The organism is Microcystis sp. M_QC_C_20170808_M9Col, from assembly GCF_007095495.1.
Taxonomy (GTDB): Bacteria; Cyanobacteriota; Cyanobacteriia; order Cyanobacteriales; family Microcystaceae; genus Microcystis; species Microcystis aeruginosa.
In genome coordinates this window covers 16,359-37,789 of record NZ_SFBZ01000062.1, presented here as the reverse complement: position 1 = coordinate 37,789, position 21,431 = coordinate 16,359, and the positions used below count along the sequence as shown (strand labels likewise).

The 21,431-nt window shown below is 40.3% G+C and carries 20 protein-coding genes; 13 read left to right on the top strand and 7 right to left on the bottom strand.

The window, feature by feature from the left end; translation table 11 throughout:
- Window positions 1–4 precede the first annotated feature (4 nt).
- On the bottom strand, window positions 5–1,267 hold the full coding sequence (locus EWV68_RS04150) for a YcjF family protein (RefSeq protein WP_287168920.1): 1,263 nt from the start codon (window positions 1,265–1,267) through the stop codon (window positions 5–7).
- Between the two features lie 58 nt (window positions 1,268–1,325).
- Here EWV68_RS04150 and EWV68_RS04145 point away from each other — a divergent pair, with 58 nt between their 5' ends.
- Together EWV68_RS04145 and EWV68_RS04140 are read left to right on the top strand one after the other, a co-directional pair.
- Complete coding sequence (locus tag EWV68_RS04145) at window positions 1,326–2,501, top strand: DUF4336 domain-containing protein (protein WP_061432131.1); 1,176 nt, start codon at window positions 1,326–1,328, stop codon at window positions 2,499–2,501.
- A 58-nt stretch (window positions 2,502–2,559) separates the two neighbouring features.
- The gene (locus EWV68_RS04140; RefSeq protein ID WP_002798015.1) at window positions 2,560–2,868 is read left to right on the top strand and encodes a ssr2422 family thylakoid membrane protein; all 309 of its coding nucleotides are present in this window, start codon (window positions 2,560–2,562) and stop codon (window positions 2,866–2,868) included.
- Window positions 2,869–2,945: 77 nt separating this feature from the next.
- On the opposite strand, the gene EWV68_RS04135 is transcribed toward EWV68_RS04140, so the two are convergent.
- From EWV68_RS04135 to EWV68_RS04115, 5 genes are all read right to left on the bottom strand, one after another.
- Entirely contained in the window at window positions 2,946–4,082 is a 1,137-nt protein-coding gene (locus tag EWV68_RS04135; RefSeq protein WP_287168919.1) for an amino acid ABC transporter permease, read from the bottom strand.
- A gap of 229 nt (window positions 4,083–4,311) precedes the next feature.
- Window positions 4,312–4,578, bottom strand: coding sequence for a photosystem I reaction center subunit PsaK (gene psaK, locus EWV68_RS04130; protein ID WP_002734065.1), 267 nt, complete (start codon window positions 4,576–4,578; stop codon window positions 4,312–4,314).
- A 144-nt stretch (window positions 4,579–4,722) separates the two neighbouring features.
- The gene (gene rpmB / locus EWV68_RS04125) at window positions 4,723–4,959 is read right to left on the bottom strand and encodes a 50S ribosomal protein L28 (protein WP_002775299.1); all 237 of its coding nucleotides are present in this window, start codon (window positions 4,957–4,959) and stop codon (window positions 4,723–4,725) included.
- A 253-nt stretch (window positions 4,960–5,212) separates the two neighbouring features.
- Window positions 5,213–5,635: a PIN-like domain-containing protein gene (locus EWV68_RS04120; protein WP_052276060.1), complete on the bottom strand. Its 423-nt coding sequence runs from the start codon at window positions 5,633–5,635 to the stop codon at window positions 5,213–5,215.
- A complete protein-coding gene (locus tag EWV68_RS04115) occupies window positions 5,632–6,348 on the bottom strand; it encodes a DUF433 domain-containing protein (protein ID WP_287168918.1) in 717 nt (238 codons plus the stop codon). Before EWV68_RS04115 ends, EWV68_RS04120 begins: the two co-directional genes overlap by 4 nt.
- 174 nt (window positions 6,349–6,522) lie before the next feature.
- Between EWV68_RS04115 and EWV68_RS04110 the strand changes: the two genes are divergently transcribed.
- Window positions 6,523–9,759 (top strand): type ISP restriction/modification enzyme, encoded by a 3,237-nt coding sequence (locus EWV68_RS04110; RefSeq protein WP_287168915.1) that lies wholly within the window; start codon window positions 6,523–6,525, stop codon window positions 9,757–9,759.
- A 283-nt stretch (window positions 9,760–10,042) separates the two neighbouring features.
- Here EWV68_RS04110 and EWV68_RS04105 read toward each other — a convergent pair whose 3' ends face one another.
- Window positions 10,043–10,405 (bottom strand): four helix bundle protein, encoded by a 363-nt coding sequence (locus tag EWV68_RS04105; protein WP_159293885.1) that lies wholly within the window; start codon window positions 10,403–10,405, stop codon window positions 10,043–10,045.
- A 273-nt stretch (window positions 10,406–10,678) separates the two neighbouring features.
- On the opposite strand from EWV68_RS04105, the gene secA reads away from it, so the two are divergent.
- The 10 genes from secA (at window position 10,679) to EWV68_RS04055 (ending at window position 21,397) form a co-directional block, all read left to right on the top strand.
- Window positions 10,679–13,495, top strand: a complete 2,817-nt coding sequence (secA, locus tag EWV68_RS04100) for a preprotein translocase subunit SecA (protein WP_287168914.1) — start codon at window positions 10,679–10,681, stop codon at window positions 13,493–13,495.
- Between the two features lie 610 nt (window positions 13,496–14,105).
- Window positions 14,106–15,293 carry an AAA family ATPase gene (locus EWV68_RS04095; RefSeq protein ID WP_079208723.1) on the top strand — a complete coding sequence of 396 codons (1,188 nt, stop codon included), beginning with the start codon at window positions 14,106–14,108 and terminating at the stop codon, window positions 15,291–15,293.
- A gap of 24 nt (window positions 15,294–15,317) precedes the next feature.
- Window positions 15,318–15,845: a DUF4276 family protein gene (locus tag EWV68_RS04090; protein ID WP_002760738.1), complete on the top strand. Its 528-nt coding sequence runs from the start codon at window positions 15,318–15,320 to the stop codon at window positions 15,843–15,845.
- 640 nt (window positions 15,846–16,485) lie between these two features.
- Window positions 16,486–16,965: a 2-C-methyl-D-erythritol 2,4-cyclodiphosphate synthase gene (gene ispF / locus EWV68_RS04085; RefSeq protein ID WP_287168913.1), complete on the top strand. Its 480-nt coding sequence runs from the start codon at window positions 16,486–16,488 to the stop codon at window positions 16,963–16,965.
- A gap of 41 nt (window positions 16,966–17,006) precedes the next feature.
- Window positions 17,007–17,234, top strand: a complete 228-nt coding sequence (gene vapB, locus EWV68_RS04080; RefSeq protein ID WP_287168912.1) for a type II toxin-antitoxin system VapB family antitoxin — start codon at window positions 17,007–17,009, stop codon at window positions 17,232–17,234.
- Window positions 17,234–17,620, top strand: coding sequence for a type II toxin-antitoxin system VapC family toxin (locus tag EWV68_RS04075; protein ID WP_287168927.1), 387 nt, complete (start codon window positions 17,234–17,236; stop codon window positions 17,618–17,620). Before vapB ends, EWV68_RS04075 begins: the two co-directional genes overlap by 1 nt.
- Window positions 17,621–17,712: 92 nt before the next feature.
- Window positions 17,713–19,470 (top strand): arginine--tRNA ligase, encoded by a 1,758-nt coding sequence (gene argS / locus EWV68_RS04070; protein WP_287168911.1) that lies wholly within the window; start codon window positions 17,713–17,715, stop codon window positions 19,468–19,470.
- Between the two features lie 488 nt (window positions 19,471–19,958).
- Window positions 19,959–20,351: a Mo-dependent nitrogenase C-terminal domain-containing protein gene (locus EWV68_RS04065; RefSeq protein WP_287168910.1), complete on the top strand. Its 393-nt coding sequence runs from the start codon at window positions 19,959–19,961 to the stop codon at window positions 20,349–20,351.
- A gap of 30 nt (window positions 20,352–20,381) precedes the next feature.
- Entirely contained in the window at window positions 20,382–21,140 is a 759-nt protein-coding gene (locus tag EWV68_RS04060) for a hypothetical protein (protein WP_045361266.1), read from the top strand.
- Window positions 21,141–21,145: 5 nt separating this feature from the next.
- On the top strand, window positions 21,146–21,397 hold the full coding sequence (locus EWV68_RS04055; protein ID WP_002760725.1) for a hypothetical protein: 252 nt from the start codon (window positions 21,146–21,148) through the stop codon (window positions 21,395–21,397).
- The last annotated feature ends 34 nt before the right edge of the window (window positions 21,398–21,431 follow it).

Below are 21,431 nucleotides of genomic sequence, written 5' to 3'. Positions count from 1 at the left end.
CCGATCAATTATCTCCTCCCGTAGCGACATTTTTAAATCTTTCTTGGGCAGCAGAAAAAGCCTCTTTCATCACCCTTTGAATCCTCTTAGGATCGGGTTTTTTACCCCCCATTAAATCGCCAAAATAGACACAAGCGCCCTCTCCTAGGGCCCAGGTATAGGCAGCGGACCAAGAAGCGGCGATCACACTGCCAAAACCGGGGATAAATTTCACCAATTCCCGACCGATGGCCTGGGCCAAAAAGCCGCCAGCGATCGCACTGACGACTCCGCCGGCTTGGGATGGGGTTAAGACTTGACCGTATAATTTGCCTAAAACCCCCACCATTGACACTTGTAGGGCGGTTAACACGGGCATAGTCGCTAAGGGTAAGGGAATCGCCGCCAAGGTCGCCGCTATGACGGAAAAGGCTAACATATAGCGTCGGGCCACGTCCCGATAGAGATGGCCTAATTTATTGCTGGTTTCCCGATCTAAAAGTTGGTGGATGGTGTTAGCCTCGGCTTTTGGCAATAAATCGGCTAAATTGTCTCTAAATGCCTCTAAACCGTAAAAAACGGGGTTGTAACCGTCTTCCTCTAGGGTGAAATCTATTAGCACAGAATTGTCGTATAAATCCTTAAAAGTTTCTTTAATTTCTTGATAGGCGCGATTGATATCCTCGCAATCGGGAGGATAAGGGGGATGATCGGCGGTATTAGGAGGATAAAGCTGATGAAGGCAGGTGACAGCCAGTAAACAGGGGATTTTAGGGTATTTTTGCCGCAGTTGCTTGGTAATTTCCAGAAGGCTATCGGTGGCAAAATCATCAATTTTTACCGTCACGATAAAAACCTGGGCGCGTCCCGTATTTTCGGCTAAATCTGCTAATAATTCCGCGATTACCTTGTCTGTGTGTTGATAGGCATCCCCTAACCCCACCGTATCGGTAAAAATCAACAGGGGTAAGTCTTCTGCGGGGTAGGTGTAGCGCTGGGTGTTTTGGGTATGGGGACGGAAACCTTGCCCGACGATTTCCGCCGAAACTCCCGTTATTCCCCGAATAATCGAACTTTTTCCCGTTTGCGGTTTGCCGATTAACAGCGCCTCGGTGGTGGGTAATTCTTGACGGACTTTTTCTAAAATTTCCGCCACTTGACTGTCACTAACACTAAACCATTGCAGGACAGTATTAGTCAACTGGTCGATGGGGAGTCTTTTCATCACTTCCCCCGTGAGACTATTCCAAGTATTGACCAAAGAATCAATGGGCAGTTTATCAGTCATGGGGATTAGAAAGGTTTATGATAACTAAAATAGAGATTTTCAGCAATAGAATCAGACGATGACAAAAGCCGCAATAACTCCGCAAGATTTATCATGGCCTTTCTGGCCAATTGTACCACTTTATCCCTACGGTCAAAGACGGACAATTCGCCAAGAAGTGGTGAAAGATACGCTCTGGACATTTGAGCAATTGCAGGGTATTTTTTATGTGGTCGTGCCGATTCGCATGACGGTAATTAAGTTAGCATCTGGGGGTTTATTTGTTTATGCACCAGTGGCCCCGACTCCTGAATGTATTCGCTTAATGCGTGAGTTGGAAAGTGAACATGGGGAAGTTAAATATATTATTTTGCCGACGATTTCTGGGATCGAACATAAGGTTTTTGTGGGTCCTTTTGCCCGTTATTTTCCTAAGGCTATAGTTTATGTTGCTCCTAATCAATGGAGTTTTCCTCTTAATTTACCTTTGAGTTGGTTGGGTTTACCGGCAAAACGAACGGAAATTTTACCTGCTGACTCGGCAACCACTCCTTTAGGAAAAGATTTTAGTTATGAAATTTTACCCGCAATTGATCTGAATGTGGGATACTTCTCGGAGGTGGCTTTTTTTCATCACTACTCTCAAACTCTGCTGCTGACTGATGGAATTATTTCTATCCCAGAAAATCCTCCCGCTATTTTAGAATTAGACCCCTATCCTCTCCTGTTTCACGCTAAAAATAGTGCTAAGGATTTGGTGGAGGATACCCCAGAAAATCGCCGTCGGGGTTGGCAGAGAATTTGTCTTTTTGCTCTTTATTTTCAACCTCCTGTTTTAGCTGTCCCCAATTGGATTAAGGTCTTTCGAGATGCTTTTACTGCTAAGGAAAAGAGTAAAAAAGCCTATTTTGGTTTATTCCCTTTTCAATGGGGGGATGATTGGCAAAGGACTTTTTTAAATTTGCGTCGAGAGGGGAGGTTAATAGTCGCGCCAATTTTGCAAACTTTGATTCTTAATCGCACTACTGACGAGGTTAGTCAATGGGTTGATAGAATTGCCCAATGGCCGATTAAACAGGTTATTCCTTGTCATTTTGCTAGTCCGATTCAAGCTGATAGTCAAGAGTTTCAGCAGGCTTTTTCTTTCTTGTCAAAAGATTCTTATTTACCTAAAGATGACTTGGAATGTTTAGAAAGTATTGATAGTTTTTTAGTGCGCTGGCGATTGACTCCTCCTCCTGATAAAAAATTGTAATTTATGGCTAAGAACTGCTATAATATAGGCGGTTGTTAGTTGATTGCTAATCAAGGTCATGCAAATTCCCGAAAATCCCAGTAATGATGACATCAGAGCGGCGTTGATTCAATTAAGTGATGAAGTTAGTGATTTGCAAGAAAAATTCAGCCAATCACAAGACGCATTCAGTAAGTGGCGAGATGAAATAGGACAAAAAATTGATCGCATAGACTATAAATTTGATGCCTATCAAAAAGGTACAGATGGTATGGTGAGAATGGCTACTACTATCATCATTGCCACCGCTTCTGTGGTAGTTTTATCTAGTCTTAGTCCTGCGGTGACAGCAATTATCACCGCTTTATATTCTGCTAATGCTCATTAATTAATTTATCACTAAATTCTGGTGCGTTACACTACCTTTTGGTGCGATTCGGTGCGTTACGCACTCGCTAACACACCCTAACTTTCCTCAATTTTTACCCGTTTGTTTAATTGATTCATAGCCAGAGAAATCACCAGATTAAAGAATAAATAGGTTGCCATAACTACTATTAACATTTCTACAGCTTTTCCTGTCTGATTAGCGATGGTACTAGAGATAGCATAAATATCATTATAACCAATAGCGATCGCTAAACTAGAGTTTTTAACCAGATTTAAACATTCATTAGTTAAAGGAGGAATAATCACTGGCAAAGCTTGGGGAAAAATTACTAATCTCATCACTAATAAAGGTTTTAATCCCAAGGCTTTAGCTGCTTCCCATTGTCCCCGATTAACCGATTGAATCCCCCCCCGTACCGTTTCCGCAATAAAGGCAGCTGTATAAACAGTTAAACCGATTAAGAGGGTGGCAAACTCGGAAGAAAGATGTAAACCAAAGTCAATATTTTGATTAAGAGGATTAACTTGGGGATTTTGCCATTGTAAACCCCAGATTAGGGGAATTATAACTAGGATTACTAGGCTAGTTAGGCATAAACTAAGTTTACTTTTTAGGTATAAAAATACTGAGATAATTATTCCTAAAGCAATGATAAATAAGGTTAACCATGTCCTGAAACTATTAGCGGGGAAAGGCAAATAGACTCCTGAGTTATTTAAAAATACCCTGCCAAAAAACTCTAAAGATTCCTCAATTTTCGGCAGTTTCAAAAATACAGCAAAATACCAGAAAAATAATTGTAATAATAAAGGAGTATTGCGAATAGTTTCTACATAAATTGTTGCTAACTGACGAATTAACCAATTATCCGACAAGCGACCTAACCCGATGACTATTCCCAGACTAATCGCCAAAAATATGCCAGTAATCATAATGCGGAGGGAATTAACTAATCCCACCAAAAGAGCGCGAAAATAGGTATCGGTGGGACTGTAGGCAATAGGAGAGTCACCAATCGCAAAAGAAGCTGGTCGGTCAGTATCAAAGAGAAAGCCAAAGCCAAAACTTAGGCGCAAACGTTGGAAATTAATCACTAAATTGCGTCCAAAAAACCAGAAAATTAGGCAGACAATTAGCAGGATAATTACCTGTAGAAAAATCTTCTGAAATCGCTCATCGTACCAAAAAGAATTTTTTTGAGGTAAAGTCATATTTATTATAAGTAAGTGGTTCTAATTAAATAGAAGATAGATTTTGCCTCTGATCCCCCCTGCCCCCCTTGATAAGGGGGGTGCCGATCCCCCCTTAGTCCCCCCTTTAATCCCCCCTTAATAAGGGGGCATCTGATAATTTTTAACACCTACCTACTTATATAGTCCAGAATTTTTAACAAAAGAAATCGGTGACTTTTGGCCACCGATTGAGAAAATCAAAACATATTTAGATAACTCCGAGACGGGAGAGACCGAGGATGACACCGGCACCGAGGACATGACCAAAACTGGTAGTACCTAGTAAAGCGCCTAATCCCATACCACCGAATAAAGCGGGGGAAGGTAAAGCAGGACCGACATTTTGTTGTTTAATAGTCGCTTTACCGAAAGCAATAGCGAGAATATTGCAGATAATCATGACAATCGCCACTTTGGGACTCCATTCGCTGGAACCTTGCACGGCGGTGGCGGCCATTAATAGGGTTGAATACATTGAAATTCTCCTGAACAGGTCGTTTTAAGTTTTTAATCTTAAAGGTAGTTTTCACCCCACATCACGCCCTGTTGCAATACTTAATAATCAAAAGCACAGGAGTCAACGATACGGCCGATTCGTCTCCACTTTTGAACTACTCGCTTAGTACAAATTCAAGTTTAAGCCTACTTCTTTAGCGAAGACGGCTAATCCTTTCTTTTCAATGGTTTTGATAGCTTTGGTGGAGATGCGTAGTTTTACCCAACGGTTGCCTTCCGACCACCAGACTCTTTTCCATTGTAGGTTAGCTTCTTGTAATTTTTTGGTGCGACGGTGGGAGTGGGACACCGCATAGGCGTTATTGGCCTTTTTCCCCGTCATAGTACAGACTCTAGACATAATTTACTCCTGTGCGATCGATGTTTGTCAATAGTCAACCTTTCTAGTTTAACTCAAATCTCGCCAGAAGTCCCCCCTTCCCCTGGGTGAAGTGAACGGAAATCAATTTAACAGCAAGTGGGGGGATTAAGAAGTTGATTGAACCGGTTCACTGCTCAGACAATTTCGACAATTGCCTCAAAGGTAATGGTGAGAAGATTGTCAACAAATTTAGCTGTAATTTTTTACTGAATAAAAAATATTTTAATAAGTTTTACATAGTTTCTATTATTCTGGTTAATTCATTTTTATTTTTCCACAATTTTACTTGAAAATCTTGGTATATTTTGGCGATAAAAGGGGCTTGATTACCTTGAGTTATTTTTTCGATTTTATCGATTGTTTCGACAAAAATATTAACCATGGTTTGACGAGGTAAGTTACCAGAAACTAGAACAAATACTTGAGCCTGATAACGGGCTATCTGTTGAACTTCTAAAATATTTCTACCAATGTTTACATCTTTAGTTAATACTATCCATCCTCTTTGACTAACAATAGGTAGCCACTCCGTATCCGGTGCATCTGGGGCAAAATGGGCATGATGAAATTCAATTTTAACCCCTATTTCTTGCAAAGCTTCACCGATAGATTTTCCTAAAGCGCGGTCGATAAAATAGGTGTATTGATAGGTCATGCCGCTTGCCAATTGCACTCGAATAAAATCGCTTTTTCAATTTGCCAAGGTTGACAATTATAATCATTGGCAATATCTTCTATAGAGTCCCCCGCATCATAAAGTTCTGTGACAACTTTAGTGGGAATTCCTGTTCCTGTGATCACGGGTTGTCCGAAGGAAATATTAGGGTCTATCTTTAGGACTTTATTGCTGAAGTCTTCCCCATTTATGTCGATAGTGGGAAAAAGCCGTGTGGCGATATCTTGTTCATCCCATTCAATACGAGTTAAGAGATTATTTAAGAATTGTTTCATCGTCAATTGTCCCGAACGGGAGGCATTAATTAAATGTTCAAATTGTTCAATAAAAAGGTCAGTTCCATCGGTACTAAATTGTTTTTGAACCAGAGGATGATCGGTGTTAAATTGTTCACTAATATAGTCTAGGGCCAGTCTAACTTTATCGAGAGGGATGTTATGAACTTTGCGAATAACTCTTAAAACGTGCGCTTCCACTAAGTTAGTAAAGGAAAGTTGCGGAATATTCGGATTAGGTCGTTGAATGAGGGGTAAAAACTCTTTTTGTCCTTTTTTAGTGGGGTAGGTGCGTCCTCGTACCCACGTTCTCAGAGTGGGCAAAGGAATATGGAGATAGCGCGCAGTATCGGCTATAGTGTAGGTGGGAACATGATAGAGATGCTCTAGAGATAAGGGAGATGATGCTTTGACCATCGTTAATATTTTGGTGAAGTTGTTGAGATGAGATTATCGCCTATCATTTCATTTTAGCTAATTTTGGTATCCTTGAGGATAGGGATAAAGCAGGATGAGGGCATCTCAGTGGACATTGGGGCTAAATGAGGTTATATTTTATCTATAGAAGAACGTTTGTATGTCGCAACGATAATGAGTAATTCACTGCCAAAATATCTAGAGGAAATCACGGGCATTTATCAACAGGGTAACGCCACAGAACACAGTTATCGTCCTGCTTTAAAAAAATTAATTGAATCCCTAAATAATAACCTACAAGCTCTCAATGAACCGAAAAGGATTGCTTGTGGCGCTCCGGATTTTGTGATTAATCAGGGTATGGTAGAAATTGGCCATCTGGAAGCAAAAGATATCGGAACTTCTCTCAAAAAGGTTGAAAATACTCCCCAAATAAAACGTTATTTACAGGCTTTAGGTAATTTAATTATCACTGATCATTTAGAATTTCGTTGGTATGTATCGGGAGAATTGCGTCTATCAGCTGCCGTGGCAACTCTTAATCAAAAAAAGCAAATTAAACCTGATTCCCAGGGTATTTTACAAGTAGAACAATTGTTCTGTCAATTTTTCCTCTCAAAAGTTATTCAGATCACAACACCGCGAGAATTGGCGAAAAAAATGGCCGCTTTAGCGCAGTTAATTCGAGATGCAATCGGCCAAGCTTTAAAAGATCAAGATTGCGGGGGAATGTTGCGGCAACAATTGCAATCTTTTCAACGAGTTTTAATTAGTGATCTCAATGAAGCGCAGTTTGCCGATATGTATGCACAAACAATCTGTTATGGTTTATTCGCAGCACGCTGTAATACGGATCAAATAAGTTCTTTTTCCAGGGAAACGGCAGCATTTCGCCTCCCAAAAACTAACCCTTTTTTGCGGGGAATTTTTCATCAAATTGCTGGTACAGAATTAGATGAGCGGATTACTTGGGCCGTGGATACTCTAGCGACTATTTTACAACAAACGGACATGGAGGGGATTCTTAGCAGCTTTGGAAAACGCACGCGCAAGCAGGATCCTGTGGTTCACTTTTATGAGACTTTTTTAGCAGAATACGATAGTAAAATGCGTGAGTCTAGGGGGGTTTATTATACCCCTGAACCCGTGGTTTCTTACATGGTTCGCAGTGTGGACTATATTCTAAAAAATAAGTTTCAGATTCCTAAAGGTTTGGCCGATGCCAAAAAAATTACGATTAAAAATCCTAATAATAGCCAAGAAACTCAGGAAGTTCACCAAGTTTTAATCCTCGATCCCGCTGTGGGAACTGGCACTTTTTTACACTCGGTTATCGACCATATCTATGATAGTTTTCGTCAACAGAAAGGGATGTGGTCTAGTTATGTCAGTAAACATTTATTACCCCGTCTCTTTGGGTTTGAATTACTGATGGCTCCCTACACCGTAGCACACATGAAGTTAGGTTTACAACTTCAGGAATTAGGCTATGATTTTAGTGCCGATGAACGCTTGGGAATCTATCTCACTAACACCCTACAGGAAGCTTTTCAAATTCCCCCTGCTGATGGTTTTTTAAATCGCATTCGCGATGAAGCAGAGTCAGCGCAAGGTGTTAAGCAAGAACATCCTGTTATGGTGATTATTGGTAATCCACCCTACTCTGGACATTCCGTAAATACAGGAGACTGGATTAAGGAATTATTGAAGGGAAAAGATATTATTTCTGGAGAAAAAACTGCTAGTTATTTTGAAGTAGATGAGCAACCTTTAGGCGAAAAAAATCCTAAATGGTTAAATGATGATTATGTCAAATTTATTCGCTTTGGTCAATGGCGCATCGAGAAAACTGGTTATGGAATTTTAGCTTTTGTTACTAATCATGGTTATCTGGATAACCCAACTTTTCGGGGAATGCGTCAAAGTTTATTAAAAACTTTTGATGACATTTATATCCTCGATTTACACGGCAACAGTAAGAAAAAAGAAATCTGTCCCGACGGTTCACCCGATCAAAATGTGTTTGATATTCAGCAAGGTGTAGCTATTGGTATTTTTATTAAATATCACAATATTTCTTCAAATTTAGCTAAAGTTTATCATGCTGATTTATGGGGCAAAAGAGAGATGATTGAGAATCAAGTTATTGTCGGTGGTAAGTATCATTGGTTAGATGAAAATGATCTTTATTCTACTTCTTGGCAAGAATTACAACCTGATTCTCCTTTTTATCTATTTAAACCTCAGAATATTAATCTGCGCTCGGAATATGATCAATTTTGGAAGATTACTGAAATTATGCCAGTTAATAGTGTTGGTATCGTCACAGCTAGAGATAGTTTAACAATTCAATGGAGTGAAAAAGAAATTTGGGATATAATCAATGATTTTGTCAATCTCAGTCCAGAAGAAGCTAGAATTAAGTATAATTTAGGTAAAGATTCTCAAGATTGGAAGATAGATTTAGCACAGAAAGATGTTAAGCAATCAAATTTATCCAAGGATAAATTAACTCCTATTTTATACAGACCTTTTGACAAAAGATATACATATTATACTGGTAATTCAAGAGGCTTTCACTGTAGAGCAAGAAGTAATGTTATGTATAATCTAAAATATCAACAAAATTATGCACTAATTACCTCTAGGATGACTAAAGGAGAAAGCTTTAATCACGTTCAAATATCAGGAAATATTGTTGAAGTGATTTGTCTCTCTCCCAAAACATCAAATAATGGCTTTGTTTTCCCCCTTTATCTTTATCCAACCAATACCCCAACCCTATTTGACACAGAAGCAACCAACTCGCCAAATGGTCGCCGTCCCAATCTAGCGCCTGAATTTATTAACAAACTTTCGGCAAAACTTGAATTAGAATTTATCAGTGATGGCAAAGGAGACAAAAAGAAAACCTTTGGACCGGAAGACATTTTTAACTATATCTATGCTGTCTTTCACTCTCCCCAATATCGCCAACGTTACGCCGAATTTTTAAAGATAGACTTTCCTCGTGTTCCTCTCACCAGTAATCAAGAATTATTCTGGGAATTAGTCAAAAAAGGTGACAGATTAGTACATTTACACCTGATGAAAGCAACGGGAAAAGAAATTAGTAGCTATCCCGTGGCGGGTTCTAATCTAGTCGAACAGGTGAAATATGACGAAAATAAACAACAAATTTCGATTAATTCTGACCAGTATTTTGCGGGGATTCCGCCTCAAATTTGGAACTTTTATATCGGCGGTTATCAAGTGTGTCAGAAGTGGCTAAAAGACCGCAAAGGTCGCCACCTTAGCTACGATGACCTAGAACATTATCAACAAATTATCTCCATTTTGGGCGAATCGATCGCAATTATGGAAACTATAGATATAATTATCAATAAATATGGTGGTTTCCCCTTTAGTTAAGCCACCGGTGAGAGAAGATTAATACTAAATCCGTTGACTATAGGCTACATATTGGGAGAGGCAAAAGGCAAAAGGCAAAAGGCAAAAGGCAAAAGGCAAAAGGCAAAAGGCAAAAGGCAAAAGGCAAAAGGCAAAAGGCAAAATATAGCTTTTTTCAGTCTGCTGAGGTACAAAAGTTATGGGTTTTAGGCAAAAGGCAAGAGGCTTCGGCCGTGAGCTTAACGTCGAACGGTAAAAGGGAAGAAAAATAGGTGTACCTCACTAGCTTAGGAAACGCTATATTTTAAGAATTTAGTTTTTTAAGAAGAGAAGAAATCATTCGGGTCTCTTCTAGGAGTAGAGAAATGATTGATTTAATATGTTTTTCCTCGCAAAGCCCTACTCTTTGACAGAGGATTAAATGTGTTTGAAGCTCATTAATTGAGCCTTGAGAGATGTTGAGAAATCTCGCATAGTCTCCTGAACTTCGCCTCCCATAACCTTCAGAAATGTTGGCGGGAATAGATGCAGATGCTTTTCTAATCTGTTGCACCATACCATAGAGTTCTTCCTTGGGAAAAGATTTAGTCAAATAATAGCATTTTTCGGCAATATCCATTCCTTTTTGCCAGATTATTAATTCTTTAAAATCTTTAATTTCAGACATTTAAAACTCCTTTGTTTTCTTAAGTAACTAAGCAAAATTAATTACACATATCTAACCACCCCTTGCCTCTTGCCTCTTGCCCCTTGCCTCTTGCCTCTTGCCTCTTGCCTTAAATCAATTACGAATTTAGCATAACAAGTTCGGAAGGTTAATTTTTGCCCACTGGCAAGAGTCCCTGTTCACCGATAAATGATTCTCCACTCCCAACGAGAGTGATACAATTGTTAACACCACAGACCAAGAGCCAATCGAAGCGAGAGAATAAAAACTGCTATGTTAAAAGCCCTACTCGGAGATCCCAACGCCCGCAAAATTAAAAAATTTCAGCCCCTCGTCACCGAAATCAACCTGCTGGAAGAAGACATTAAAAACCTGTCCGATGAGGAATTAAGGGGCAAAACTGGCGAATTTAAGGAAAGATTAGACAAAGCGAGAAATTATGAGCAAAGAGAGGATATTCTCGAGGAAATCCTCCCCGAAGCTTTCGCCATTGTCCGGGAAGCGGGAATCCGAGTCTTAGGGATGCGTCACTTTGACGTGCAGTTATTGGGGGGAATGGTACTGCACAAAGGACAAATCGCCGAGATGAAAACCGGGGAAGGAAAAACCCTAGTTGCCACTCTCCCCGCTTATTTGAATGGATTGACCGGAAAAGGGGTTCACGTCGTCACCGTTAACGATTATCTCGCCCGTCGTGATGCGGAATGGATGGGGCAGGTACACCGCTTTTTAGGGTTAAGTGTGGGACTAATTCAAGCCGGCATGAGTCCGGAAGAAAGAAAGAAAAATTATGCCTGTGACATCACCTACACCACTAACAGCGAACTCGGCTTTGATTATCTGCGCGATAACATGGCTACAGTGATGGGGGAAGTTGTCCAAAGACCCTTTAACTACTGCGTTATCGACGAAGTGGACTCCATTCTTATCGATGAGGCCAGAACCCCATTAATTATATCAGGACCGATCGATCGACCCACAGAAAAATATATTCTCGCCGCCGAAATCGCCAAGCAATTAGTGCGCCAAAAAGTAGAAGACGGACCGGGAGACTACGAAGTTAACGAAAAAGACCGTAACGTTTTAATGACCGATGAAGGCTTTAAAAGAGCGGAAGAACTATTAGAAGTTACCGATTTATACGACCAAGAAAATCCCTGGGCGCACTATATTTCTAACGCTATTCGTGCCAAAGAACTCCAGAAAAAAGACGTTAACTATATCGTCCGCAGTGGTGAAATTGTTATCGTTGATGAGTTCACGGGACGGGTATTACCGGGGCGACGTTGGGGTGATGGTTTACATCAGGCAGTGGAAGCTAAGGAAGGGGTAGAAATTCAACAGGAAACCCAAACCTTAGCCACGATTACCTATCAAAACTTTTTCCTACTCTATCCGAAATTATCTGGCATGACCGGGACGGCCAAAACCGAAGAAACGGAACTAGAAAAAGTCTATAACCTGCAAGTAACAATTATTCCCACTAACCGCGTTTCTCGTCGGCAAGATTTAGCCGATGTGGTCTATAAAAATGAACAGGCAAAATGGAACGCCGTCGCTGAAGAATGTCAACAAATGCACGAACAGGGTCGCCCGGTTTTAGTCGGTACCACCAGTGTGGAAAAATCGGAAGTGCTTTCGCTTTTATTACAGGGAAGGAATATTCCCCATAACTTACTTAATGCTCGTCCGGAAAACGTGGAAAGGGAATCGGAAATCGTCGCCCAAGCAGGCCGGGCCGGGGCCGTAACCATTGCCACGAACATGGCGGGACGGGGAACCGATATCATCCTCGGTGGTAACTCCGACTATATGGCCCGATTGAAAATTCGCGAGTATTTAATGCCGAAATTAGTTATGCCCGAAGATGACAATTTGGCCTTTAGTTTACCCAGTTTAGGAGAACGCAATCGCCCGCAAGGATTCGCCCCAGGTAAGAAGAAAAAAAACTGGCGCGCCTCGGCGGAAATTTTTCCCACCGAGTTACCGAAAGAGGTAGAAAATGCCCTGAAAGAAGCGGTTAAATTTGCCGTTGATACCCACGGAACTCAAAGTTTACCCGAATTAGAAGTAGAAGAAAAAATCGCTATCGCAGCCGAAAAAGCCCCCACGGATGACCCGGTTATTCAAAAGTTACGGGAAGTCTATAAATTAATTCGCAAAACCTATGAAGATTACACAGGCAAAGAACATGATGAGGTAGTAGAAAGAGGCGGACTGCACGTTATCGGGACGGAACGCCACGAATCCCGCCGTATTGACAACCAATTGCGAGGCAGGGCGGGCAGACAGGGCGACCCCGGTTCCACACGCTTCTTTTTAAGCCTAGAAGACAATTTATTGCGGATTTTTGGGGGCGACCGCGTGGCGGGTTTAATGGATGCCTTCCGGGTGGAAGAAGATATGCCCATTGAATCGGGAATGTTAACTCGTTCCTTGGAAGGCGCGCAAAGAAAAGTGGAAACCTTCTATTATGATGCCCGGAAACAGGTGTTTGAATACGACGAGGTGATGAATAATCAACGGCGCGCTATTTATGCCGAACGTCGTCGGGTTTTGGAGGGGATGGACTTAAAAGAACAGGTGCTGCAATACGCCGAAAAAACCATGGATGAAATCGTCATGGCTTATGTTAATCCCGAACTGCCGGCGGAAGAATGGGATTTGGAAAAACTGATTAGTAAATCTCAAGAATTCGTCTATCTGTTGGCAGATATTACCGCTAAAGATGTCGAGGAGATGAGTGTTAATGATATCAAGATGTTCCTACACGAAGAAGTTCGCAAAGCCTACGAAATTAAAGAACGTCAAGTGGATAATATTCGCGCCGGTTTAATGCGCGATGCCGAACGTTATTTTATCCTGCAACAAATCGATATGTTATGGCGCGAACACCTGCAAGCTATGGAAGCTTTACGCGAGTCGATTGGTTTACGCGGTTACGGTCAAAAAGACCCCCTAATTGAGTATAAACAGGAAGGCTACGAGATGTTTTTAGAAATGATGATTGATATCCGTCGTAACGTGGTTTATTCCCTGTTCCAATTCCAACCGCAAGGACAACCCCAAGCAGTGGCTAGTGAACAGTAAAAACTAAAAGTTGGCTTAAATTGGGGAGAATTGGCTAAGGCTGATTCTCTCATTTTTTTCTACCGAGAAATCAGTCCCCCACAATCCACACTAGGACAAAAATTATCAGTCCGATTACTCCATAGGACAACAACGACCCCAAAAAATTGATGATTTGTATGGGAAAATGAATCAAAACTTGGTAAGTAAAATCCGTAACTGCCAGCAAGGCAGTGAAAAATATAATCACAAGTGTTATCATAATTAATATCTTCTCAATCTGATAGAATAAATGGCTATCCTTTGCGGTAATCGGCAGTAGATGGTCAGAAGTTAGGAGATTATCCCCAAGAAAAAACTCGGAGTGCGGTAGAATCGGGAGAGCGTTGGGTTTCATGCTTCAACCGTTCGGCAAAAGCTCACGGCCGAAGCCCAACCTACGTTCTTGTTAAATAAGATTTAGTATAACTCGATCGCTGTTAAGATTGCGGTAGAATCAGGAGAGCTAATTTGCTATAACCAGTCCAGAAGAGCCAGATTACTAAAAATTGACCAGTTTTTTGCGGGAACTGGGAAAATTAACAGCTAATCTGGGACAAGACGAGCTAAAAGCAGCAGAGAGCAACAATCAATGTCTAAAAACTCTATACCTCGAATCGAAAATCTGCGCGTGCAAAATTACCGAGCTTTACAGGACTTAGAATTAAAAAGCATTACTCCTTTAACCGTTTTTCTCGGTCCTAATGGGAGCGGAAAATCTACCATATTTGATGTCTTTGCTTTCCTCTCTGAATGTTTTACTGTTGGTTTAAAAAAAGCTTGGGACAGACGGGGAAGATTTAAAGAATTAAGAACCAGAGGACAAGAAGGTTACATCATTATCGAATTAAAATATCGAGAAAAATTGGCATCACCTTTAATTACCTATCATTTGGCTATTAATGAAGCTAACAATCGCCCTTATGTTGCCGAAGAATGGTTACAGTGGAGACAAGGAGCGAAGGGCAAACCTTATCGCTTTTTAGACTTTAAAGAAGGGGGAGGAATAGTGATTAGTGGAGAAAATCCCAAACCAAAAGATAAACGAATCTCTGAACGATTAGACTCCCCAGAATTTTTAGCTGTTAGTACCCTCGGACAATTGGCCAAACATCCCCGGGTTAGTGCTTTGCGTCGTTTTATCACAAGTTGGTATCTTTCCTACTTAACCGCAGATAATACTCGCACTCAACCAGAAGCAGGAGCGCAAGAAAGATTATCCCCAACTGGTGACAATTTACCTAATGTTATTCAATATTTAAAAGAAGATCATCCTCAACGATTAGAATCTATTTTACAAACCCTTTCTCGTCGAATTCCTAGATTAGAAAAAGTAGAAGCATCTATTATGCCGAATGGACAGCTTTTACTTCAAATTAAAGACGCACCTTTTCAAGATCCAATTCTTGCCAAATTTGCCTCCGATGGCACTTTAAAAATGTTGGCTTATTTAACTATATTATATGATCCAAGCCCTCCGCAATTACTGGGAATAGAAGAACCAGAAAATCATCTTCATCCCCGTTTATTACCTGAATTAGCAGAAGAATGTCGGGCAGCGACCGCAAGTACACAATTAATGGTAACAACTCATTCTCCCTTTTTTGTAGATGGTTTGAAACCAGAGGAGGTTTGGGTACTTTATCGAGATGAAAATGGTTTTACTCAAGCTAAACGTACTTCAGCAATGCAAGGAGTTAAGGAATTTATTCAAAATGGTGCTTTGTTGGGTCAATTATGGATGGAGGACTATTTTGATGTGGGGAATCCTAGCATTTAAATTTAATGGCAAAGGAGGAAAAAAGTGCATCTTGAATTTTTAGTTGAAGAATTTTCTACCCAAGAATGTTTAAATCAAATTTTACCTAAAATATTATTTGAGAATGTCACCTATAAAATTCATGCCTTTCGAGGTAAATCCGATTTAATCAAAAAACTACCGGAGCGATTAAAAGGCTATCAATGCTGGATACCCGATGATTATCGAATCATTATTCTTGTAGATAGAGACAATGAAGATTGTCAAATGCTCAAAGAAAAGTTAGAAAATATTGCCCAACAAACAGGACTGATCACCAAAACGATTAGTGAAGATAAAAAAACATTTCAGGTGTTAAATAGAATTGCTATAGAAGAACTAGAAGCTTGGTTTTTTGGTGATATTCAGGCTATAGTCTCAGCCTATCCCAAAGTTTCTACTAATGTGGGACAGCAAGCAAAATACAGAAAACCCGATGAAATTACGGGCGGAACTTGGGAAAACTTAGAAAAGATACTTCAAAAAGCTGGGTATCATCGAGGAGGTTTAGAAAAAGTGAAAGCAGCCCGATAAATTTCTCAATTTATGACTCCTGCTCATAATTGTTCTCCTAGTTTTCAGATTTTTTATCAAGGTTTATTGGCGATGATTAGCTAAGGATATTTAGGAAAGTAAATGATGAAACTGCTAGATCACTGTCAAGGATAAATCGATTTTTAACTGTTGAATAAATTGTTGCATAATTGTTCAAAATTCGGTGTTTAACTATAGCGTTTCCTAAGCTAGTAAGGTACACCTATTTTTCTTCCCTTTTGCATGAGTGCCTAAAACCCATAACTTTTGTACCTCAGCAGACTGAAAAACGCTATAAATCTTATTGAAAAAGAACGTAGGTTGGTTTGAAGCATGAAACCCAACCCTCTCCTGATTCTACCGCAATTTTAACAGCGATCGAGTTATACTAAATCTTATTTAACAAGTATAGAGTGGGAAGTGGCAAGTGGCAAGTGGGTTTTTAAAGTTGGATTGGCAGTTAATGATACTATCAAAAATCAATTTAGTATAAGCTTTCATTGCACTGCAAAAAACTTCAGCAGAATAGTTCATCCTTCCTAGCTAATTAGCTAATAAGGACAAGTGAGGAAAAATATTTCCCCGTTTCCTGTTCCCTTTTGCGATAAGATAATTAATATAACTTCAAGGAGACTGCTCTATGAATATTCGTATTGGTAACGGCTACGATATCCACCGATTGGTAACAGGAAGACCTTTAATTTTGGGAGGAGTAGAAATTGCCCATACTGTCGGTTTATTGGGTCACAGTGATGCCGATGTCTTAACCCACGCTATTATGGATGCCATGCTGGGGGCGCTTAGTTTAGGCGATATCGGTCATTATTTTCCCCCCACAGACCCACAATGGCAAGGGGCGAATAGTTTAAAATTATTAGAGCAAGTTAATCAATTAATTATCGATAAAGGTTGGCAGATTAATAATATTGATTCGGTAATTATCGCCGAAAAACCGAAAATGAAACCCCACCTTAATGCGATGCGAGCCAAGTTAGCAGAAACCCTCAAGATTAATCCAGAACAGGTGGGAATCAAAGCCACTACTAACGAACAATTAGGACCGGTGGGACGAGAAGAAGGTATCGCAGTTTATGCCGTGGTTTTATTGGTTAAGGAATAAGTAATTAGTAAGAATTAGCTCAAATTAAGTATCCCAAACCTATGAATATAGACACAAAAATCTTAGAAACTGTCGAAGCAATGCCAGAGTTTTTAAAAATAGAGTTGCTTCACTATGCTGAATATTTGATGGCCAATTATCAATCAGATGTTATTATAGAGAAACCTTCTCTTAGGAAACGTCGTTCAGGAATTTTACAAGGTACATTTACCTTACCTTTGTCCGATGATTTTGATGAGTCTTTGGAAGATTTTCAGGAATATATGTGATGACATCTTTTCTTCTGGACACCCATACTTTCATCTGGTTAACTGAAAACGATTCTAACTTGCCTAATAATCTTCGGGAGGAAATAGATTTTGCTCCTGAAGTTTATGTCAGTATTGTTAGTCTCTGGGAAATTGCGATTAAGTTAAATTTAGGTAAGTTAGCCCTACAAAAAAGTTATGAAACCATTGAAACTAAACTAGAAGCATCAGATATAACCTTACTGTCTATATCATTTTCTGATACTCTAAAAATTTGTACTTTACCCTTGCATCACCGTGATCCATTTGATATAATGCTAATTGCTCAATCTCTAAACAGATCGCTAATTCTAATTAGTAAAGATACTAAATTTGATGCTTATAATGTACCAAGAAAATGGACATAATACCCCGTCCGGCTCAATTCTATTCAAGATGAGAGCAAGATAAATTTCCTAATTCCCCATAGACTTCTAACATTCATTGCTAAATTCTCTCTATGACTGCCATTATCCAACAAATAAAAGAGCGTTTTTCCCAATCCCTAGTTAAATCCTTTGGGGAAAACTTCGCCGCTACCGATCCCCTAATTGTCGCCGCTAGTAACCCCCGTTTTGGCGATTATCAATGTAATATTTCCCTCTCTTTAGCCAAAGAATTAAAACAAAAACCCCGGGAAGTGGCGACAACTTTACTAAAAAATCTAGAGATAGATGATCTCTGTCAACCCCCCGAAATTGCTGGACCCGGTTTTATCAATCTTACCCTTAAACCCAGTTATCTAGAAACCCAATTAAAAGACCTAATTACTGACAACCGTTTAGGAGTTGCCGCTGCTAACCCCAGTCAAAAAATTATTGTCGATTTTTCCAGTCCCAATATTGCCAAAGAAATGCACGTCGGTCACTTGCGATCGACTATAATTGGTGATTGTATTGCTCGGATTTTGGAATTTCGTCATCATCAAGTAATTCGTCTTAATCACGTCGGGGATTGGGGGACTCAATTCGGGATGTTAATCACCTATTTGCAAGAAGCTTATCCTAGTGCTTTAACCCAAGCAGATGCCCTAGATTTAGGGGATTTAGTTAGCTTTTATAAAAAGGCCAAAATTCGTTTTGATGAAGACGAAAACTTTAAAGAAACTGCCCGTCAAGCTGTAGTAAAATTACAGTCGGGTGATCCTCAAAGTCGTCAAGCATGGCAGTTACTTTGTCAACAATCACGACGGGAATTTCAGAAAATCTATGATATTCTCGATATAAAACTGACCGAAAGGGGGGAATCTTTTTATAATCCCTACCTGGAAGCAGTAATCAGAGAATTAGATCAACAGGAATTGCTAACAGAAGACAACGGTGCTTTATGCGTCTTTCTCGATGGTTTTACCAACAAAGAGGGGTATCCTCTGCCCCTAATTGTCAAGAAATCCGACGGCGGTTATAATTACGCTACCACCGATTTAGCGGCAATTTGTTATCGAGTGCGTGAAGATAAGGCCGAAAGAATAATTTATGTTACTGATGCTGGACAAGCTAACCATTTTGCCCAAGTATTTCAGGTGGCTAAAAAAGCGGGATTTTTACCCGATAATGTGGCAGTGGTTCACGTCGCTTTTGGATTAGTTTTAGGGGAAGATGGTAAAAAATTAAAAACTCGTTCCGGGGAGACGGTAAAATTACAAGAATTACTCGATCAAGCGATCGCCTGTTCCCTGGCTGACTTAGAAAAAAGACTGGCAAGCGAGGAAAGAGAAGAAACCGGCGATTTTATCGCTAAGACTGCCGAAACTGTCGGATTAAGTGCCGTTAAATACGCCGATCTCAGCCAAAATCGCCATAGTAACTACGTTTTCAGTTACGACAAAATGCTCAATCTGCAAGGCAACACCGCCCCCTATATGCTGTACGCTTACGCTAGAGTCCAGAGTATCAGTCGCGAAGGTGGTATTAATTTTCAGGATTTAAGTGCCAATTCATCGCTAATTCTCAAGGATGAAAGCGAATTAATTCTGGCTAAACAATTACTGCAACTTCCGGAAGTAATTAGTGCCGTGGAAGAGGATTTATTACCCAATCGTTTATGTGATTATCTTTACGAACTCAGTAAAAAGTATAATCGTTTCTATGAGAATTGTCCCGTTCTGAAAGCGGCAGAACCGATTAAAACCTCTCGTTTAGTTTTGTGTGATTTGACGGCAAGAACCCTAAAATTAGGCTTATCTCTCCTGGGAATCCCCGTTTTGGAAAGAATGTAAATCAGTTATCAGTTATCAGTTATCAGTTATCAGTTCACTGTTTACTGTTCACTGAAAAATTCATAATTCCCACACCCCACACCCTACACCCCTTCGATTGCGTATCTTTGACAAAAACTGGGTGATATTTTATACCCAGAAAAAGTGTACTATGCTGACGTGAAAAAACCTGACTTTTTGCTAACCTAGTAATAGCTCTAATCAGAGCCAATATCTTTGGGTGAAGCTTAGAGATTAATCTAGTTAAACTCACTGGTGACGTTATCTTATTGTCGTCTGTTGCCTATTAGCTTTCAGGTGATAACTCGAAGATAGAAAGTTAGTACAAATGTTCAAATTTCCTCTCCCTGCTCCCTGCTCGCTCATAGACAGTCTTAACGAGTAATTTTATCCCAGGGATGTTATCGTTAAAGCGGTCAAATGTCCGAACGTCCCAGAGGATTTTCGGGAAAGATTGTTCGCCCTGTCGTAATCTCAGATAGAACCTTATGAGTCAATCAATAGAAGGTAAGACTATGGTCGATGCTGATGTATCGGATTATACCACAAATAAAATAATTTTGTCTAATTGGATCGCCCCTTGGTCGAAAGGCAATCGGAAAAACCCGTCACCGCAACCAAAATGGGATTTATGGCAACCCCTGCGGCAACGAATTGATCGCCTAGAGATTAATACACCTGCACTGGCTCATCGGATTTGTCGTCTAATTCCGGCTCAATGTCCCTTTGCTAGGAAAATTACCCTATTTAGCCGGACAATTCTAGAGATTCCGCCCCTTTGCAAGCTAAATCCCCTCTACGAAAACCTGATGATGTTAAGATTTCGCGCTCTTTCTTACCTAGCCGATGAATGTGGAGAGGATATCGGTGCTTACTGCTAAAATGGGAGAGTGTCTTTAATCGCCACACCTATGGCCATCATTGCCCTGAAAGCTTGGTATCTGGACAAATACGAACCTATCCGTGAGGTTGTCAAACGTCCCCACGACTTGCGCTTAAGTCGCAATAGTCTCTTAAAATCGGGTTTAAGAGCCGATTTTCTCGATGATAGTCTGACGATACAGGGTTCTGTCTGGTTCCAACGCTATCTAGAAGGGGAAAGGGTGGAATTTTACCTCGAAGGTAGTGGCGGTTACGTCATCTCGAATATTGACCTGATTTCCCAAGAAATTTACTTTACTAAACAGGACCTCAGCGCTTGGTTGGATCCCGTCATTTATTTTAGCTCCCAAAGCCAATTTAAGGACTCTAGCACCGCTTTAAAAACAGTTTTGACCGAAACCGTCGAAAATCTCAATAAACGCTCCCGTTTGCCCTTAACCATCGAAGAAACGCCCCGAACTGAGGGCAATGTCACCAGATTGAGCGATAGTCAACTACGCAAAATTCGCAAAAGTTTATTATTTATTGCCGATGCTACGGCGATTAGCCAAAAGGAAACGGAATTACTGCCTAGTCCCCTAGTGGGTGTAGAATTAGGTTATGCGATCGCTTGTAAACAGGGCGGACAAATTCTGCTGACCTATCAAAATCGAGCGGAATTAAAGGGTAAACTAGCTTTTGACCTGCCAAGCTACCAAAAATTAATTTTCTCGGATCCTAGCGAATTGCGTCTCACTTTTCCGCCTTTAATGGCAACTTTATTACAAAAATTCAATCTGATTAGTTAAAAAAAATGAGTAGAAAAGCTGACGAGTACGCCGTACATTTGTTCTTAAGCAGTGGACATCGCGAGGAAGTCCGTTTTTTGACTATCCAAGAATTTCAAAAGTGGTACAGTAACGAATTAGTTCCGAAAGCCGATTCCCAGGATTTTATCAATGTTCCGATCAGAAATATCCAAGGGGAATATATGGTTTTACGTCCGGCTAGTGTCATTGCTATTCGCGTGGAACCCGTCTTTTTTGGCAGTGTGGAAAGAATCTAATTTGTCGTTATCGCTAAAAAAGATAGTTAGATAG

Bases quoted from the DNA above. Each gene is read 5' to 3' on its own strand.
- EWV68_RS04150 (WP_287168920.1), bottom strand. From the start codon at position 1,267: ATGACTGATAAACTGCCCATTGATTCTTTGGTCAATACTTGGAATAGT.
- EWV68_RS04145 (WP_061432131.1), top strand. From the start codon at position 1,326: ATGACAAAAGCCGCAATAACTCCGCAAGATTTATCATGGCCTTTCTGG.
- EWV68_RS04140 (WP_002798015.1), top strand. From the start codon at position 2,560: ATGCAAATTCCCGAAAATCCCAGTAATGATGACATCAGAGCGGCGTTG.
- EWV68_RS04135 (WP_287168919.1), bottom strand. From the start codon at position 4,082: ATGACTTTACCTCAAAAAAATTCTTTTTGGTACGATGAGCGATTTCAG.
- psaK (WP_002734065.1), bottom strand. From the start codon at position 4,578: ATGTATTCAACCCTATTAATGGCCGCCACCGCCGTGCAAGGTTCCAGC.
- rpmB (WP_002775299.1), bottom strand. From the start codon at position 4,959: ATGTCTAGAGTCTGTACTATGACGGGGAAAAAGGCCAATAACGCCTAT.
- EWV68_RS04120 (WP_052276060.1), bottom strand. From the start codon at position 5,635: ATGACCTATCAATACACCTATTTTATCGACCGCGCTTTAGGAAAATCT.
- EWV68_RS04115 (WP_287168918.1), bottom strand. From the start codon at position 6,348: ATGGTCAAAGCATCATCTCCCTTATCTCTAGAGCATCTCTATCATGTT.
- EWV68_RS04110 (WP_287168915.1), top strand. From the start codon at position 6,523: ATGAGTAATTCACTGCCAAAATATCTAGAGGAAATCACGGGCATTTAT.
- EWV68_RS04105 (WP_159293885.1), bottom strand. From the start codon at position 10,405: ATGTCTGAAATTAAAGATTTTAAAGAATTAATAATCTGGCAAAAAGGA.
- secA (WP_287168914.1), top strand. From the start codon at position 10,679: ATGTTAAAAGCCCTACTCGGAGATCCCAACGCCCGCAAAATTAAAAAA.
- EWV68_RS04095 (WP_079208723.1), top strand. From the start codon at position 14,106: ATGTCTAAAAACTCTATACCTCGAATCGAAAATCTGCGCGTGCAAAAT.
- ispF (WP_287168913.1), top strand. From the start codon at position 16,486: ATGAATATTCGTATTGGTAACGGCTACGATATCCACCGATTGGTAACA.
- vapB (WP_287168912.1), top strand. From the start codon at position 17,007: ATGAATATAGACACAAAAATCTTAGAAACTGTCGAAGCAATGCCAGAG.
- EWV68_RS04075 (WP_287168927.1), top strand. From the start codon at position 17,234: ATGACATCTTTTCTTCTGGACACCCATACTTTCATCTGGTTAACTGAA.
- argS (WP_287168911.1), top strand. From the start codon at position 17,713: ATGACTGCCATTATCCAACAAATAAAAGAGCGTTTTTCCCAATCCCTA.
- EWV68_RS04065 (WP_287168910.1), top strand. From the start codon at position 19,959: ATGAGTCAATCAATAGAAGGTAAGACTATGGTCGATGCTGATGTATCG.
- EWV68_RS04060 (WP_045361266.1), top strand. From the start codon at position 20,382: ATGGCCATCATTGCCCTGAAAGCTTGGTATCTGGACAAATACGAACCT.
- EWV68_RS04055 (WP_002760725.1), top strand. From the start codon at position 21,146: ATGAGTAGAAAAGCTGACGAGTACGCCGTACATTTGTTCTTAAGCAGT.